We start from the raw sequence: 16035 nt of genomic DNA, 5'->3' as shown, positions 1-16035 counted from the left end.
AAATCGTTCTTCTGTACGAGTTAACGGCTTGATTGGCGCTTAATCGATCGGGATTTTAATCGAAGCAGTAAAAGGGACCGTTCCCTTCTCAGCAGAAGGGGGAACGGTCCCTTTTCATATAGGAGTTATTTCAACTCTTGGTTCATGAACACCAATCTGTCGATTCTTGATCTATCGTTCATATGTAAACCCTGTCCATTACAGGTTTTACGAAGATATATCCTCCAGCAATTCTTGAAGACGCTGCTTTTCTTCAATTAATCGCTCAAATGCGCTTCGATTCAAATTTATCGCATTGATTTCAGCAAGCGTTTCATTCAATTCCGCGGCTCGCTCTAAATTGAATTCGATCTCAAGCTTTAATATAAGTAACTTCGCATATAAAATCTGAGACATTTCTTCTTTTTTACCTGTAAGTCCTTCAATGATTTTATATGCGGTTCGATAGTCGTTTTTAGAATGCGCTAATGTATATGCGCTATAGAATCGTTTTTCAATGGTAGAGGTACCCGTTGAATGTGGATTTCCTCGACCTTCCCTTTCTTTTTTTTGCCCTATAATCAGATAATTCCCTGCAGGATCTACAAGATTAAAGCGAATATCTTCTTTATTGGTGCTTATTTTTGTAATTCTAGGCTCTCCGCTTCGGAACACTTTTCCGTATACCTTTTTTAAATTCGCTATAAATTCAGAGTATACACTTTCAACATCCTCAACAAGAATATAAGCGCCATTTATGGATTTTTCTTTTTCATAATTTTTCTGCCTCGTGAAACTCACCTCACCTATTCGATGCTTCACGGCTGCATATCCATAAGGAACGGATTGCATATAGGTTACGTCAAATCCAAGGGCTTCGTAAAACACAACAACCTCTTCTAGTGATTTGCAAGGAAAAATAGGAATCGTTTTATTCATTATCCCCCCACCTTTCTTACTGCATTTTTTAATGTACACTTCTATCGTACAACATTCGTGCAAATGATAATGTTTGGCTAAAAGTCATCAATTATATAAAGGGATCAACGTTGGAAAGCAGTCATCTGCTTTAACGATTCGTGGCAATGATTACGAACATGATGCGTTAGAAATCGGAGCAGCAAGGGGACCGATCGTTACCTCTGATAAATTATGAATGCATCGATAATTTCCTTTAGATATTTTTTATAACATGTTAGCATCAAATTGCAGCACCCAATTTACCAAAGAAAGGAAATTAAAAATGACGAATATGACCGTCGAGCATCTTCCAACCTACCGTATTGCCTATGTACGACAAGTTGGCCCGTACGGCCCTGCCAATGCCGAGGCGATGGAAAAGTTAAAAGAGTGGGCTATGGAGCGAGAGCTTCTCACAACTTCGGCCATCCTGTTTGGAATTCCGCAAGACAATCCCGCAACAACACCTCCCGAAAATTGCAGGTACGATGCCTGCATTGTCATCTCGGAGGATTACGAAATCGCCGGATCCATCAACGAAAGCGAGCTCGTCGGCGGAACCTATGCCATTTATAAAATCAAACACACCGCTGAAGAAGTACAAAGGGCATGGAGTGAAGTTCTCCCCTTTATTCAAAGCAAAGGCTATCAAATGGATAACAGACCGGTCATCGAAAGATATACGGGTGAAATGATAACCAATCATTCATGTGAAATTTGTATCCCCATCATAGCCTGACAGATTATCATGCCGCACCTAAATAAAAGAAGAACAAGGGGTTATCGGCAAGCGATCCCTTCTTGTTCTTCTTTCGATTTACGATTTAGCCAATATCCCTTGTTCAACGGAGCTTTCGATGATGGACTGCGCCACTTCCCATAATGTCCTTGATCCATTCTTGATCTCTTGATTCCGGTTTATGACCTGCTCACTTGTAATCTGATATTTCTGCCAGGTATCTCCCTGGTTTAAATGATTATGGATAAGCGGTTGTAATCGATCAAGTGAGGAAGCGAACTTGGCTTCGTCCGTCTCCTTCCTCTCAAATTCTAACCATAGATTCATAAATTCCTCTTCCTGCTCTGGCGGAAGCATGCCAAACAACCTCTGGGCTGCTTGCATTTCCCGTTCAAACTTATCACTGTGCCCGGCCGTATCATAAGCGAATGTGTCGCCGGCATCGATTTCGACCAAATCATGGATAAGCAGCATCTTGAGCACTTTGAGGAGGTCGATTGAACGGTTCGAATGCTGATGCAGCACAAGAGCCATCATTGCAAGATGCCACGTGTGTTCCGCATCGTTCTCAAGCCTTGGCCCGTGAATAATCTTAGTTCTTCGTTCAATGGTTTTAAGCTTGTCGATTTCAACAATGAAATTGATTTGTTCTTTAAGCAGGTTCTCCACCAGAATTTCCCCTTTATCAGTTCGTGTAGTATTGTTAGCGTGTTCGTAAAAATAAACTACCATGTGCCGTTCTTTATGTACTTTGATTTTGTGCCGTCAATATCATTCTTCAATTCTATGGATGATATGAAGGGGGTGAGCCTAATCTTAAAAGATAAGGCTCACCCGTTTTTACTTATGCGCGATGCTTTTTGTGTTTCTCACACTTTACAATCACTTTTTGTCCAGGCTTGAGGACAATCACTAGAACCTTATCATGGTGTTTTTTCATGAAAAATCCTCCCTTCGAGAAAGATAATATAATATATGTAAATTTAAGAGAATGACTTAGACGCTATGGCAATTAAATCTTCGATTAGACTCTTGCAACGTTGTATGACTCCATCTTCGCGGCTGATGACAAAAATGAAGTCAATCGGAGCTTTGTATCGCACCTGGCCAGATCTATAGTAAAAGGCTGCCTTTGGGGCAGCCCTAACCTTATTAACGTTTATTTGCTAACTGAAAGAATAAACTTCTCCAATGATCCCGTAGCCGTAATGCACTGATTACATGCTTGATTGTCCATACAGACGTAATGACCAACCGAAGAGAAATTATCCGGTGAAGCGAAAGCAGATTTGGTTCTGACCGAGAAGTATGCAAGCTCTTGATGTCGATTGCAGAACAGGCAGTACCCCTTCTTGTGTGTCGGCGTTATTCTGCCCTCGATCCCGATGAACTTCCCTTCGAACGGATAGACAATGAACAAACGGCTTGTTGCAATATCCACCCAGCTCAAATACGTCGTATACCGAAAATCGATGGATCCTAGATCAGGCACTTTCAGTTTTTTATTTTTAGGGAACAGCTTCTGAATCTGTTTGACCGTAATCGGCGGATAAGGCTCCATATACGGCTCCAATGCGTTAAGATATCTTTGGAAATCATTGGCCGTCTCGAGAGTCGTGATCTCCTCAAACAGCTTCTTCTGATCCTGTGTCAGATCAGGGAATGCTTCCGTGATGTTCACGACGGAACGATATCTAACGGTTTCCAAGACGCTCCGATCCGCGGCGGTTCGCAGGGTCTTCTGAATGAAATCGGCTTGCTTTTTAATGACGTTGAATTGATGGTTTCTAATAAATGGTGTACTCACAGCTCTTCAGCCCCTTATTTTTTATGAAAAATGAATAAGGTGCAAAGCCTATTATTAGAAACGATAACATCCAAGGCTGGGCGATGGAATTCCTTCGATCGCACCCATGCAAAGTATCGCCCTAGTTAGGCTTTGCATGAGCACTTCCTAGTAAATAAGCAATCTCGCATTGCCATCGGTACTACCCCCAATCTCATAACATGCGAAAAGTATATCAGGAAATACCATTGGGCGCAATTTAGAATGGCGACTGCGGTCAAGACTTCATCTCATTCTCAATCCGGCTCATAAAGTCTTCAGCCGCGCTGTAGCCGAGTTGTTTAAGATACCAATTGTTAGCCGCCGCTTCGATCAGGCCGGCAACATCACGTCCTGGTTGAAGCTGAACCTCGATATGCGGAATTTGGATGCCTAAGTACTCCGTGAACTGTGGGACCGCCTCCAATTCATTGTTTAGCGAGTCTCCTTGCCATGGCGACAGCTCGATATCAAGCACAATTCGCGTCTCGTCCTGAAACGCCGTGCGCCCGTATTGGCGTACCACATTGATCAGTCCGATGCTTCGCAGCGCCAGGAACTCGCGGCTGATCTCATTATGAGTACCAAGAAGTGTCGTCGGCCCCAGCTTCTTAAGCACCACGATATCATCTGCGACGAACCGGTGTCCTTTTCGGATTAGAGTGTGTGCTGTCTCGCTTTTGCCAATCCCGGATTTGCCCCTGAGCAGGATGCCTATGCCCGATACATTCACACAGACCCCATGGATGGACATCTCTGGTGCCAGCGTCTTCACTAAATAGCTGTTGAGCTTCGCGATAAATTCCGTTGTGGTCTCGGTCGTCCGCAGTAAAGGAATGCCTTCTTGATTGCAGAAAAGGGTCAGATAAGGGATCTCCTGCTGTCCCGACGTTACAATAAAGCACGGCGGATGATATTTAACGATGTTGCCGATATGTAACTTGCGTTCCTCTATACTAAGCGTAAGCAAGTAGTTAATTTCCTTGCGTCCAAGCACCTGCACTCGCTCCATAGGAAAAAAGTTAAAATACCCGACAAACTCAAGCCCCGGCCTGTGCGTCTGGGCACGGGTGATCAAACGATCCATACGGTCGGCTCCTGCAAGCACTTCTAATTGAAATTTTTCCGTAAGACTTTGAACGGTGATCGACTTCATGTTGTTCTCCTCCTGCGGCTAAAGGTGCCTGTAGTACACCTGAGATTTATTGTGGTCCTCCGATATATTCAACGGCCATCAGGGGCTTTCCTGCATATTTGTGGGATAAGGGCTGGCACAAGTGAAATCTGTTTCGTTCTCTTTACCTTCAGAAATGAAACGTTTGAAGATGATGCATGCAATTCATGATTGGGCAAAGCATAGCGAATCCTACAAAAAAAATGACCCTGCCGCCTCAAGCATGCAGGGTCAATTTATTTATTTCTCCACGTTCATGGCAGGGAATCGTTCATCTTGCGGCTTCATCCGAACATTACGGTGCAAAGGTCAGCTCAGCCTTGGATTCGCCGGCCCAATCACCGACTGGAGTCACGACATACGTTGCGCCTGCTGTCAGTTTGCTGCCCTGCGCAAGTTCGAATACGCCTGCTTCCCCTTTGCGGCTGGAATATTTATAGGCGGCTGTCCGTTTATTCCCCTCTGCATCCGTCAATTCCACGCTGCGGCCGGAGAACAATTCATCGCCCGGATCCTCCGCGAGCGTTACGACGATGGAGGTTTCACTAGCAGCCTCGGCTTTAACGATATGGAGCGGGTCCATCTCCTTGGCTACGAAGGTTGGGTTAGCAATTTGCGCCCAATCCGAAGTAACCGTGTACGTAACGCCAGGCTTCAGGACTTGACCCTCCGGCAAGCGAAATTTCGGTTCTTGTTTGCCGTCTGTGGACTGCGTGAACGGAACGTATTTGGCTGTGATCGGCTGTCCGCCTTCCGGCGTGATCGTCACCTCTCTGGCTTGGCCGGAGGAAATGATCTGGTACTCCACCCCATCCGCCCGGTTGTTCTCATCCAAGATGAACGCATTTTCCCCGCGACCGGCACTATAGGCGGAAATGACGTAGCCGTAATCGACAACCCCGTTCGCCTTGAGTGCCTCCAGCTCAAACGTATCGTTGGCCACCTGTCTAACCTCTGTCATGTCAAGCTTATCAGAGTTGCCCGCAAAGCTGCCCGCATCCTTGCCCTTATAAGCCAGCGTGTAGGTTGCCCCTGGCTGCTGTACGGAAGTAGGGACGATATACGTTGCAATCGAGCCGGTTTTTAGACGCGGCATATTCGTCAGGGTAAGTCCGTTCGTAAAGACAAAATCCTCTTTAGCTTGAGCAAATGCTTCATTTTCGGCCGTAAGCGGGGCGTCGAAGGTAACGATCAACGTTATAGCGTTTAAGGCACGGACGTTTGTAATTTTGGCATTTGCCGAAGGGATCGCCTGACGGGCTTTATCCAGCAAGAACGCTGCTTCGCCACGGGTGGTGCTGTCATTCTCTGAGAAGAACGGCTCCGCCCAGTAATGCACGGATTTTACATCCCGTTTCAACGCTTTGGCCACGATCTGCACCAGCTCGGCGTTTGTTACGGATCCGCTTGGGTCAAATCGTCCGTCTTCCGCCTGCATAATATCGAGCGATGCCAGCGCTGCTGCGTACGGGAAGGACCAATGACTCGGAAGTGTATCCGTTATGTGAGCTGGCAAAGCTGGCGGACCTTCGAGGCCAAACGTAAGAGCGACCAGCTTCGCCAATTCGGCGCGGGTAATGTCGTTCTGCATTCTCATCGAACCATCCTGGTAACCATGGATGATGCCAAGCCGGCTCAGTTCATTGATCGCTCCTTGAAGGTCCTGCGAGGTAATGGGTGCCAGAGCGGCGTTTGCCGGCTGTGCGGCCAATGGCAAGGATGCGGTGCCAAGGGCTGCTGCCAGCATAAGGACAGCCAGTTTAGTCGAATATTTATTCATCGTTAAGTCCTCCTTAAGCTTCATAGGTGCGATTCTGCTCGCCCTACCTATAGATTAAAGGAGAAGCCTAAACGCCTAAGAAACCGGGTATTAACCGTTTCGAAAATGTTTATTAACAATTTCTAAACTCGTTATACGGAAAAGCGGTAGCCCGCCCCCCACACGGTCTCGATATATTGCGGATTCGAAGGATCCACCTCTATCTTCTCACGCAATCTGCGGACGTGAACCGTCACGGTTGCGATATCCCCGTTCGAATCCATGCCCCATATCCGTTCAAACAGTTCATTCTTACTAAAGACGCGATTCGGATGACTTGCCAAAAACTCCAGCAGGCTAAACTCGCGGGTCGTAAATATCACTTCCTGGTTGCGGACGTGGACCCGGCGGGCTGCTTTGTCAATAACAAGACCACGGAGACGGATTTCCGACCGGGGATCAGTCCCCGTTTTACCTGTTAACCGCTCATATCTTGCCAGGTGCGCCTTGGCTCGCGCAACCAGCTCCCCGGGGCTGAACGGCTTGGTAATGTAATCGTCGGCACCGAGATGAAAGGCACGGATCTTATCAATTTCTTCTTTTTTGGCGGAAACGATTAAGATCGGCACCTCCTTCGCTTGCCTGATTTGTCTGCATACATCATATCCGCCGATCCCCGGAAGCTGCAGGTCGACGATGATGAGATTGTAATCGTTGTCCAGAGCAAGCCGAAGTCCTTCATTGCCGGTATGGCATAAATCGACGAGATACCCGTTCAACTCAAAATAGTCCCGCTCCAGCTGTGCGATCGTAATTTCATCCTCGATGATCAGAATCCGGGTTGTCATCTGTATGTGTCCCTCCTAGGTCCTTCGTTCTTCTTAGCTTGAAGTAAAAGCTCGTGCCGACGCCAAGCTCGCTGCTCACCCATATCGAGCCTCCGTGGCCCTCGATGATCTGACGAGCGATCGCTAGTCCGAGTCCGCTGCCGCCTGTTGAGGAATTGCGCGATCGTTCGGCGCGGTAGAAGCGCTCGAAAATATGCGGGAGGTCTTCGGATGAGATTCCCATCCCGTTATCCTGTATTTCAACAGTGACCCATTCCGGCGATGCTTGCACCGAAATGAGAATGAACTTGTCTTCTTTGTTCATGAAATTTTGGGCGTTTCCAATGATATTAAGCATGGCGCGCTTTAATTTTTCCAGATCGGCTACAACCTCAATATCCCTGCTCGGGCGCTCGCCCCACTTCAGCAAGATTCCCTTCTCTTCCATTTCGTAATGCAGCTCATCCATGCAGTCGTCCAGAAAGCTGACGATGCTCACATTCTCGAACAAGAACGGAATTTGCTTTAAGTCCAGCTTGGAGTACAGAAACAGCTCGTCCACCAGCTTATCCAGGTCGATCGTTTTGGAATAGATGATATTGACGTACTTGTCCATCTTCTCCGGGGTATCAGCGACCCCATCACGAATGCCTTCAATGTATCCTTTGATGTTCGTAATCGGGGTACGCAAATCGTGCGAAATATTGGATATCAGTTCCTTCCGATTCTCTTCGTCCTGCAAACGGAGCTGCACCGATTCATACAACCGCTTGCGCATATTCTCGAATGCCTCGTTCAGCAGACCGATCTCGTCTTTGGAACGCAAATCGAGTGCAAACAGCAAATTCCCTTCCATGATGTGCTCAGTCGAGCTTCGAAGCAGATTCAGCGGTTTGACCACACTGCGGGTAATCCAGCGATATAGCATCGCGTTCGCGATGACGATGATGCCGATAAGCAGCACCAGGATCATAGGGAGCAGCTTACGGGTCACTTCGCCGAAAGGGCTGCGTTCATGAATAACATAAACACTCCCTTTCGCCCCATCCGAGTACCGAAAGTCGAATTTGGCATAAGCGTAAAACCGTTCGCCGATGTTGAATGTATCGCGAATATGGTGGTTGTCCAGCTCATAGGGAGGCAGATGCTCCTCCAATTCGGGCTGGTTGAACGTATGCGATTCGAAGACTTGATTGCTCTCCCGGCGAACGTAAAGACCGGCCCGCACCGTTTTCAGCTTGAAATCGTAATCCTGCAGCAGCTCCTGGTTCATCAGCTCATCCGGTTCATTTTTGGCAAGGTACTTCAATTCAAGGAAGATGGATTCCTCCTCCTCCGTCAGCGGGTTGAGCTGATAATGCACTTTATAGAAATCCCGGAAGCTGTGAATATCCCCCGTCGCCGCGATGGTGAACAAACTGGCCGTCAGGGCGAATACGAGCAGGCTGACAAGAAGCATGCCTGTGTAGGACAGCAATAATTTGATTCGAATGGACATACGCTCACCTCGCTGCGAATTGCAATGCACGGTTAGTGCATAAGAGTCAATGCCATACCGCTTGATGCTATATAGAAACGAGAAGCCTCCTGATCCACCTTCAAAGTGGCTGAGGAGGCTTCGATTCATTGGATATTGGATATCCGTTATCCCCGATTCGAGCATGGTGAACAACGCATGGCGGACTTATTTTCGCTTGGAATGGAATTGACGATGGAGCTCCCGAACCTCTTGGGCCAGCTCGGGTACCGGACCGTCTATGGCCGTATCACGGATAACCTCTTGAATCGGAAGATTTCGTACACGGGGTGCCGCAACTCCCATTTCCTCAAGCCATTCTGCCAGCTGTTTCGAGGAGCATGCGTATACAATCCGACCTAGTCCAACCCAGCCGTGGGCCGCTGCGCACATTGGGCAATGTTCGCCCGAGGTATACACGGTCGCCTTCGCTCTCTCCTCAGGCGTCATGTGATTAGCCGCCCACCGCGCTAATGCAAATTCCGGATGCTGCGTATGGTCCCCGCCGGCAACATGGTTATGGTCTTCGGCAAGCACGTCTCCGTCTGCGGATACAAGCACGGAGCCGAATGGCTCGTCGCCTGCCTCAAGCGCCTCCTTCGCGAGCTCAACGCATCGCTTTAGATGCTTCAGATCGATATCGTTTATCATCAATGGAATCCTCCTCATCGAAACATTTAAATTAAGCAGCCCTTTGGCTGCGCATAATCTGAATAAAACGTTTTGTTCAGCGTCCTTTTCCTTATACACCGTAATGCTAACATGTATCAATCCAAACGAAAAATATATAAAAAATATGATGAGCTTAGGTTTTACATATGCATTGTCTTACGAGAATCCGCACCAATATGCTAACATGGGAATAACCAGATCAAAAACATAGCCAAAGTTCGTATTTGCTTAGGTTTTTCATATATGAGAAGGAGTGCTTTCAAAGATGGATATCCGACAGCTGCGATATTTTATCGCGATTGTAGAGGAAGGGAAAATCTCTGCTGCCGCCAAGAGGCTTCATCTTTCCCAACCCCCTTTAAGTCAACAATTGAAAGCCATGGAGGAGGAGCTTGGCTCCAAATTAATAGAGCGCAGCGGGAAACATTTAGAGGTAACCGAGGCCGGAAAAGCTTTATATAAATATGCTTTGCAGATGAATCAGTTGATGGAAGAGGCGAAAATGGAGGTTCAGGAAGTAGGAAAGGGAGTGAACGGGAGTTTATCCATCGGCGTAAATACGTTCTCTGTAGACGAGCTGCCCCATATTCTTCATCAGTTCCAACGCCACTTCCCTAAGGTAACCTATAAAATTCAGCAAAACGAGTCAGCGCATCTGTGCAAATTAGTGAGGGATCGGGAAGTCGATCTTGCGTTCATTCGCCTGCCGCTGGAATTGGACGATTTCGAGGTGCTTCACCTTTATACCGAGCCTTTTTACTTCATTTCGTCGGATAAACAGAAGCTGTTCGAAGATGAAGTGTCGCTGCAGGACATTCATAATCAACCGCTCATTCTGCCAAGCACCCAGGGATTAGGCGTGCACTATTTGATACTGGAGGCATTTTCCCGCTTCCATCTGCATCCCCATATTACAGGTGAATGCTCTGATATTTCGCTGTTGATGGATTTAGTTTCATCCGGCTTTTGCGGGTCGATCGTTCCGGAAACGGTGCTCAAACGGCATAAAGGGTACTCGATCCATGCTCATAAAATCTCCGGGTCAGCCGAGATGTCAGCTCCGGTCGGACTCATCTGGCTGAAGAGTCACTCCTTATCCAAAATTGCACAGAACTTCGTCGATGTATTGATAGGAAAAAACAATTAAGAGGATGAACAAGCCCGATTGCTCACACACGAGCAATCGGGCTTGTTTCGTATGTAATCTATTTTACCTATCGATGTGTAACTCCTTATACGAACACCAATCGCGGAATATCGCAATAACAAGGCATTTCCATTAGAGCAGTGCCAGTCCTTGATACATATAAATAGAGTATATCTATCTACTAATTATGATTGGTAGGTAACTTCGCAAAAAATAAAAACCGAAGAGGAGTGACCTTTATGATCGTACTCATCTTTATCGTACTGGCGGGTTGGGGGCTGTACGCTCTGCTAACGCCTCCTAAAGAGGTTCCCGTAGAGTCAACAAAGAGTGAGGCCGCCAAAGAACAAGTTGCTTTTATTAGCGTCGTGATTCCCGAAAAAGAGGATTCGTAAGCAACTCTTGCTATTAATGAAAGAAGGGAGTGAGATTTCCCATGCTCAGTCCAGCAGTAGTCACACTAACGATTGCAGCTTTTATTGTCGCAATGGTCCTTATCATATGGCGTCCAAATGGATTAAATGAAGCCATCCCAGCATCTGTAGGGGCCGCAATCGTGGTGCTTAGCGGGAGCGTATCATTGCCGGACCTCCTTACCATCGGCTCTACCATAAGCAGTGCTGCTATAACGATCATTGCAACCATCGTAATGGCCATTATATTAGAGAGTTTCGGTTTTTTTAACTGGGCTGCTGAATCTTTGGCAGCCAGAGCTCGTGGATCTGGAACCCGGTTGTTCTGGTACGTCAACTTATTATGTTTTCTGATGACCTTATTCTTTAACAACGATGGAAGCATTCTCATTACGACTCCCATTCTACTGATTCTGTTAAAGCAATATGGATTAAAAAACCATGAGAAAATCCCTTACCTCCTCTCAGGTGCGCTAATAGCAACTGCATCAAGCGCACCTATCGGTGTCAGCAATATCGTGAATTTGATAGCACTGGAAATCGTGGATATGGATCTGTACATGCATTCCATCATGATGTTTGTTCCCGCAACCCTCGGGCTTTTGCTGTTTGTATTTCTGTTATTCCTCTGTTTCAGAAAACAGCTGCCGCGTAAGCTTCATGTAAAAAGGCACGCGGGCGGCGGCATGCACCCTCTAAGCAGGACGCTGTTTTCACCTGCGGATATCCACAAACGCAATAAGGTCATGCGGAATGTTCTCTTGTTTGTATTTACGGTTCGAGTAGCGCTATTTGTCGCCTCCTATTTAGGGATTCCAATCGAAATTGTAGCGCTCCTCGGCTCAGTCATTCTGTTGTCCTGGCGATGGGCCGTATTGAAAATAAAACCGACTGATTTATTGAAGAAGACGCCCTGGCACATTCTCATATTTGCATTCGCGATGTACGTGCTCATCTATGGGCTGCATAATATCGGTTTAACGGAATTTCTCATCCAATTCTTTGAGCCGATCGTTTCCACAGACCTCTTAAATGCAAGCTTATTAATGGGCGGCCTGCTATCTTTACTCTCGATTCTATTCAATAATCATCCCGCGCTGATGGTTGGAACCATCACACTAACCAATATGAACCTGGATCCTTTAACGCTCAAGATTTCATACCTGGCCAGTGTAATCGGAAGTGATATTGGAGCATTGCTTTTGCCGATGGGTACGCTTGCTTCGTTAATATGGCTTCACATTCTTAAACAACATCATGTCAAGATCAAATGGAAGGAATACATCAAGATCACGATATTGACCATCCCGCCTACCCTCTTATTTACGCTGGTGATCCTTGCCTTCTGGGTTCAATGGGTATACTGACGATACTGAATATAGGAACAACATTTCATAGAGAGCATGAAATTCTTGTGGAGCATGGGTTCATTATTCGATTAATGAATCATCACCACGGCATTCATGACTCTCTTTTTTGTTCGGCATGCTTCGGGAGCGTACGTACATACATCATGATTTCGAATAAAAGCATGTTGTAGTTGTTTTAGCACAGACCTTTTCCCGACTCTATGAATAATCATATTACTAGAAAGGAGTTGGTAGATTTGAAACAATCACCGATCGTCATCAGCATTCTTGGCAGCTCCGGCGGCGTCGCTAAAGCAATCCTCTCGATATTAAATAAAAGCGCTGAAGATATCCATGACCCCATTCATTCCATTATGAAGCACAGCACCCTTCATTTGATCGACCAGAAACAGAAACATCCGGATTACTATCGCGCTTTCATGCCAAGCTTGCTTAAGAATGCTGCATTGCACCAATTCGATTTGAACCAGCTGGAATCGTTTCGCCAGCATCTGCGACAGACCGGCACCACGCATGTCATTGATGTCTCGTGGGCTGATACGGTTGAGATGCTCCAATGCTGCCAAGAATGCGGTGTGCATTATATCAATACCGCGCTTGAGAATCCCAAGGTGGATGAGAATGAAAGCCTTGCCCCATACTCGCTGTTGGAACGTTACCGAATCTTCCAGGAAGCCCGGCAATCATCGCCGCAGACCACTGCAATTATCGGTTCGGGTATGAATCCAGGAGTCGTCCAGTGGATGGCTATCAAGTTAATGAAGGAACTGCCAGACAAGCAACCGATCGCCTGTTACATTGTAGAACATGACAGCTCGCTATATAAAGACCCCGCCCTAGTAAAAGAACACACGATTTACTCCACCTGGTCTCCCGAATGCTTTTTGGACGAAGCGATTCTCAATTATCCCATGTTTATGAAGCATCAGTTCCCATTTACGATGCATCTTCCGGTGTATGAGCTGGAGTTCAAGGTGACCTTGGGGAGCAAGCAATTCAATGGTTCATTAATGCCTCATGAAGAAGTATTGTCCCTTGGAGAAAAATTCAATATGGAGACTGGTTTTATCTACCGCGTCAGCGATTATACGATCGATTTAATCCGTTCCCAGCTTGAAGATCTCGACGTTATTTGGGAATGGGATCATCAAATTTTGGATCCATCGATTGGCGAAGTCGGAGGAGAAGATTTGGTCGGAGTCTTGCTCGTATATCCAGACAAAGAGAGGTATATGTATAATGTTCTGAGTACCGATAATATCTACCCTGTCTTCCAAATCAATGCCACCTATTTTCAGGTTGCATGCGGCATATATGGCGCATTAAGCACACTTCTGAAAGACGATATTCCAAACGGTGTTTATTTTGTTGACGAATTGCTCCTTCAAACCGAAAGTCAATACGGTGCTTATTTATCCTACTATATGAAGGATTTTGTGGTTGGTGAGAACAAGGGTACGGATGGGTTATTGCTCGACCGAATGATAAAATACCCAGCCTCTTCTCATGAAGACAATTCCGCTGAATAAATACCCGACATCATTTCATCCTGCTTATGGATAAATAGCAGCCCCACTGCCAGACAAACTGTCAGTGGGAAGTCTGCGACGCTCATATGCTTTTAACTGATCTAAGGCAGCTGGATCGATTTAATATGATCCATGTGCAGGTAATTATCATTTCCGCCAGCAAGTACCAACTGAACGATATTCTCATCGACAGATTTCAGTAACCCTTTTTTGTTAGGATGCTCGCCAAGATCAAACACCACGAGCTGACCTTCAAGTTTTTTTAACAGCTGATCCATCGTTCTTGACAAAGCAACAACAGAAGGCTGAACCGGGAAATGTTTTTGATCAAGACTATAAGGCGTTGTGTTTGGAGGATAAGGTATCAAATATTTGACGTGGTTGACTGGAATATAAACCGTTTGATGCATCGGTGAGTGATATACAAAATAGTCATTCATAATACTTGTCACATACCCATGCAATGATTGAGAACCTCCCAGGTAGATCTCAGTAAAGACGCCCCTGGAATTCATCAATATTTTGCGATAGGAGATATTGGCGAGGTCTAATTTCGAATCGGGACTGCTGTCCATCGGGGGATTATCCAGCTCTTCATATAGCCTTAAATGCTGTAGATGATGAATCGGCGTATATATATATTTTGACTTTGAATATAGAACCAGGACATCGCTTCCCATATCAATAAATTCGCCATGAAGCAGTGTCTTACAGCCCGAGAGCTCCAGTTCAACACGTTTGCCGATCATTGAACGTAGTGACTCCATCCCTTCCCTCCTCCTATTATCTTAGTCTTACCGCTTTATGACTTCCATTCATGCTCAGGCTTGAATTCACCAACACCATTCGCCTGCATATATTGTTGGTATCGAACTTTAACGTGCAGATTGCACAACTTTTTAAGCAAAATATTTAAAAACCCCCTGAAGGGAGCATTGGATGACTGTGCAGCCAATGCCCATTCAGAAGTGCTTTATAGGGGGGAATGCTTAATTGTTTCACTTATGGGTGAGCAGAAGATGGCTGGCTAGGCGCTCCTATCCTATAGGATTATTACTCGCCTCCGCTTCTTTGTTTACCGCTACGATTGCGCTTACCGGAGCGATTGTACGATCGATTACCACTGCGGTTACGTTTGCCTGAACGATGCTTGGATTGATTGCCGCCTGTCCAATTCATCCAGTCTCCGGCCGTTTGGTTGCCGCCAGTACGGTTCCCTCTGGATTGATTGCCACCTGTGCGGTTGCCTGCGGTTTGGTTACCGCCTGTGCGATTGCCACGTGTTTGGTTGCCGCCTGTGCGATTGCCACGTGTTTGGTTGCCGCCTGTGCGATTGCCTCGTGTTTGGTTGCCGCCAGAACGGTTGCCTCCCGACTGGTTACCTTGCGCTTGGTTACCGCCTGAACGGTTGCCTCCCGATTGGTTACCTTGCGCTTGATTGCCTTGAGATTGATTACCTTTGGAGCTGCTGTTTTGATTCTGGTTACCGCCGGATTGGTTACTATTCCCGCCGCGGATTACGGTAATCGATTTAATATGACTTACCGGAACGTGAACGACCTCTTGTCCTTTCACCGTTAAGATCAAATAATTCTGGTTCACGTCGACGATGATACCCTCGATTTTTTCCGGTCCGCCGCGGTTTACTTTCACATAGCGATAACGAAGGGCTTGCATAACACCAACGAAGTCGTAGGCCCTGATCGGATTGACAATGCTCTCTCTTTCTCCACCAGATTTACCCGTATCCGTGATGCTTTTGACATGCTCGTCTTTAACATAAACGAAACCGCCGTCAGCAACTGCAACCAAGTAGTCGGATTGGGCATCCAGCAGAAGACCTTCGATGGAATCCGGTCCACCGCGATTGATCTTTACGTTTCTTCCTACCAAGTTCCCGAAGCCAAACCTGTTGTAAGCCATGTCCATGCTCCTTTCAAGGATTTATTTTCGACAGATCAAGAATGGTAAGATCTCGGGCATGATCACGAAAGCTGTAGATACCCCTCAACTGTCCATCAGGTCTGTCGGTAATATACTTATATGTTTCATGTAATAGAAAGGAACTGGTTTAATATAATCAAGCAGACAAATTCAAACGATAGTCTATCAGTTTGAAGGAGGT

General features: G+C 46.4%; 15 protein-coding genes. 5 read left to right on the top strand and 10 right to left on the bottom strand.

The window, feature by feature from the left end; translation table 11 throughout:
* Positions 1 to 207: 207 nt before the first annotated feature.
* Positions 208 to 918, bottom strand: a complete 711-nt coding sequence (locus tag MKX76_RS05625; RefSeq protein ID WP_007130215.1) for a hypothetical protein — start codon at positions 916 to 918, stop codon at positions 208 to 210.
* 304 nt (positions 919 to 1222) lie between these two features.
* Between MKX76_RS05625 and MKX76_RS05620 the strand changes: the two genes are divergently transcribed.
* Positions 1223 to 1678 (top strand): AraC family transcriptional regulator, encoded by a 456-nt coding sequence (locus MKX76_RS05620; RefSeq protein ID WP_341033185.1) that lies wholly within the window; start codon positions 1223 to 1225, stop codon positions 1676 to 1678.
* A gap of 78 nt (positions 1679 to 1756) precedes the next feature.
* Here the strand turns inward: MKX76_RS05620 and MKX76_RS05615 are convergent, their stop codons facing one another.
* From MKX76_RS05615 to MKX76_RS05585, 7 genes are all read right to left on the bottom strand, one after another.
* Positions 1757 to 2410 (bottom strand): HD domain-containing protein, encoded by a 654-nt coding sequence (locus tag MKX76_RS05615; RefSeq protein ID WP_007130217.1) that lies wholly within the window; start codon positions 2408 to 2410, stop codon positions 1757 to 1759.
* A 427-nt stretch (positions 2411 to 2837) separates the two neighbouring features.
* The gene (locus MKX76_RS05610) at positions 2838 to 3485 is read right to left on the bottom strand and encodes a FusB/FusC family EF-G-binding protein (protein WP_341033184.1); all 648 of its coding nucleotides are present in this window, start codon (positions 3483 to 3485) and stop codon (positions 2838 to 2840) included.
* A gap of 256 nt (positions 3486 to 3741) precedes the next feature.
* The gene (gene hprK, locus MKX76_RS05605; RefSeq protein WP_144868740.1) at positions 3742 to 4659 is read right to left on the bottom strand and encodes an HPr(Ser) kinase/phosphatase; all 918 of its coding nucleotides are present in this window, start codon (positions 4657 to 4659) and stop codon (positions 3742 to 3744) included.
* Positions 4660 to 4972: 313 nt separating this feature from the next.
* Positions 4973 to 6457: an S-layer homology domain-containing protein gene (locus MKX76_RS05600; RefSeq protein WP_341033183.1), complete on the bottom strand. Its 1485-nt coding sequence runs from the start codon at positions 6455 to 6457 to the stop codon at positions 4973 to 4975.
* Positions 6458 to 6588: 131 nt separating this feature from the next.
* Entirely contained in the window at positions 6589 to 7284 is a 696-nt protein-coding gene (locus MKX76_RS05595; protein ID WP_144868745.1) for a winged helix-turn-helix domain-containing protein, read from the bottom strand.
* On the bottom strand, positions 7253 to 8761 hold the full coding sequence (locus MKX76_RS05590; RefSeq protein ID WP_341033182.1) for a sensor histidine kinase: 1509 nt from the start codon (positions 8759 to 8761) through the stop codon (positions 7253 to 7255). Before MKX76_RS05590 ends, MKX76_RS05595 begins: the two co-directional genes overlap by 32 nt.
* 186 nt (positions 8762 to 8947) lie before the next feature.
* Positions 8948 to 9430 carry a nucleoside deaminase gene (locus MKX76_RS05585; RefSeq protein WP_341035025.1) on the bottom strand — a complete coding sequence of 161 codons (483 nt, stop codon included), beginning with the start codon at positions 9428 to 9430 and terminating at the stop codon, positions 8948 to 8950.
* A 286-nt stretch (positions 9431 to 9716) separates the two neighbouring features.
* Here MKX76_RS05585 and MKX76_RS05580 point away from each other — a divergent pair, with 286 nt between their 5' ends.
* The 4 genes from MKX76_RS05580 (at position 9717) to MKX76_RS05565 (ending at position 13910) form a co-directional block, all read left to right on the top strand.
* The gene (locus MKX76_RS05580; RefSeq protein ID WP_251537551.1) at positions 9717 to 10598 is read left to right on the top strand and encodes a LysR family transcriptional regulator; all 882 of its coding nucleotides are present in this window, start codon (positions 9717 to 9719) and stop codon (positions 10596 to 10598) included.
* Between the two features lie 239 nt (positions 10599 to 10837).
* The gene (locus tag MKX76_RS05575) at positions 10838 to 10993 is read left to right on the top strand and encodes a hypothetical protein (protein WP_007130226.1); all 156 of its coding nucleotides are present in this window, start codon (positions 10838 to 10840) and stop codon (positions 10991 to 10993) included.
* Positions 10994 to 11034: 41 nt separating this feature from the next.
* Positions 11035 to 12378, top strand: a complete 1344-nt coding sequence (locus MKX76_RS05570) for an arsenic transporter (RefSeq protein ID WP_341033181.1) — start codon at positions 11035 to 11037, stop codon at positions 12376 to 12378.
* Positions 12379 to 12617: 239 nt separating this feature from the next.
* Positions 12618 to 13910 (top strand): saccharopine dehydrogenase NADP-binding domain-containing protein, encoded by a 1293-nt coding sequence (locus MKX76_RS05565; protein ID WP_007130228.1) that lies wholly within the window; start codon positions 12618 to 12620, stop codon positions 13908 to 13910.
* A 101-nt stretch (positions 13911 to 14011) separates the two neighbouring features.
* Here MKX76_RS05565 and MKX76_RS05560 read toward each other — a convergent pair whose 3' ends face one another.
* Positions 14012 to 14677: a hypothetical protein gene (locus MKX76_RS05560; protein WP_007130229.1), complete on the bottom strand. Its 666-nt coding sequence runs from the start codon at positions 14675 to 14677 to the stop codon at positions 14012 to 14014.
* Between the two features lie 286 nt (positions 14678 to 14963).
* Positions 14964 to 15833, bottom strand: a complete 870-nt coding sequence (locus MKX76_RS05555; RefSeq protein ID WP_007130230.1) for a hypothetical protein — start codon at positions 15831 to 15833, stop codon at positions 14964 to 14966.
* Positions 15834 to 16035 lie beyond the last annotated feature (202 nt).

Source organism: Paenibacillus sp. FSL R5-0810 (assembly GCF_038002285.1).
Taxonomy (GTDB): Bacteria; Bacillota; Bacilli; order Paenibacillales; family Paenibacillaceae; genus Paenibacillus_AQ; species Paenibacillus_AQ lactis.
Note: the sequence above shows the minus strand (reverse complement) of the source record. Positions and strands in the feature narration are given on the sequence as shown.

Coding starts and splice junctions, on each gene's coding strand:
- MKX76_RS05560 (WP_007130229.1), bottom strand. CDS start 14,677: ATGGAGTCACTACGTTCAATGATCGGCAAACGTGTTGAACTGGAGCTC.
- MKX76_RS05570 (WP_341033181.1), top strand. CDS start 11,035: ATGCTCAGTCCAGCAGTAGTCACACTAACGATTGCAGCTTTTATTGTC.
- MKX76_RS05580 (WP_251537551.1), top strand. CDS start 9,717: ATGGATATCCGACAGCTGCGATATTTTATCGCGATTGTAGAGGAAGGG.
- MKX76_RS05595 (WP_144868745.1), bottom strand. CDS start 7,284: ATGACAACCCGGATTCTGATCATCGAGGATGAAATTACGATCGCACAG.
- MKX76_RS05555 (WP_007130230.1), bottom strand. CDS start 15,833: ATGGCTTACAACAGGTTTGGCTTCGGGAACTTGGTAGGAAGAAACGTA.
- MKX76_RS05625 (WP_007130215.1), bottom strand. CDS start 918: ATGAATAAAACGATTCCTATTTTTCCTTGCAAATCACTAGAAGAGGTT.
- MKX76_RS05585 (WP_341035025.1), bottom strand. CDS start 9,430: ATGATAAACGATATCGATCTGAAGCATCTAAAGCGATGCGTTGAGCTC.
- hprK (WP_144868740.1), bottom strand. CDS start 4,659: ATGAAGTCGATCACCGTTCAAAGTCTTACGGAAAAATTTCAATTAGAA.
- MKX76_RS05600 (WP_341033183.1), bottom strand. CDS start 6,457: ATGAATAAATATTCGACTAAACTGGCTGTCCTTATGCTGGCAGCAGCC.
- MKX76_RS05590 (WP_341033182.1), bottom strand. CDS start 8,761: ATGTCCATTCGAATCAAATTATTGCTGTCCTACACAGGCATGCTTCTT.
- MKX76_RS05615 (WP_007130217.1), bottom strand. CDS start 2,410: ATGGTAGTTTATTTTTACGAACACGCTAACAATACTACACGAACTGAT.
- MKX76_RS05620 (WP_341033185.1), top strand. CDS start 1,223: ATGACGAATATGACCGTCGAGCATCTTCCAACCTACCGTATTGCCTAT.
- MKX76_RS05575 (WP_007130226.1), top strand. CDS start 10,838: ATGATCGTACTCATCTTTATCGTACTGGCGGGTTGGGGGCTGTACGCT.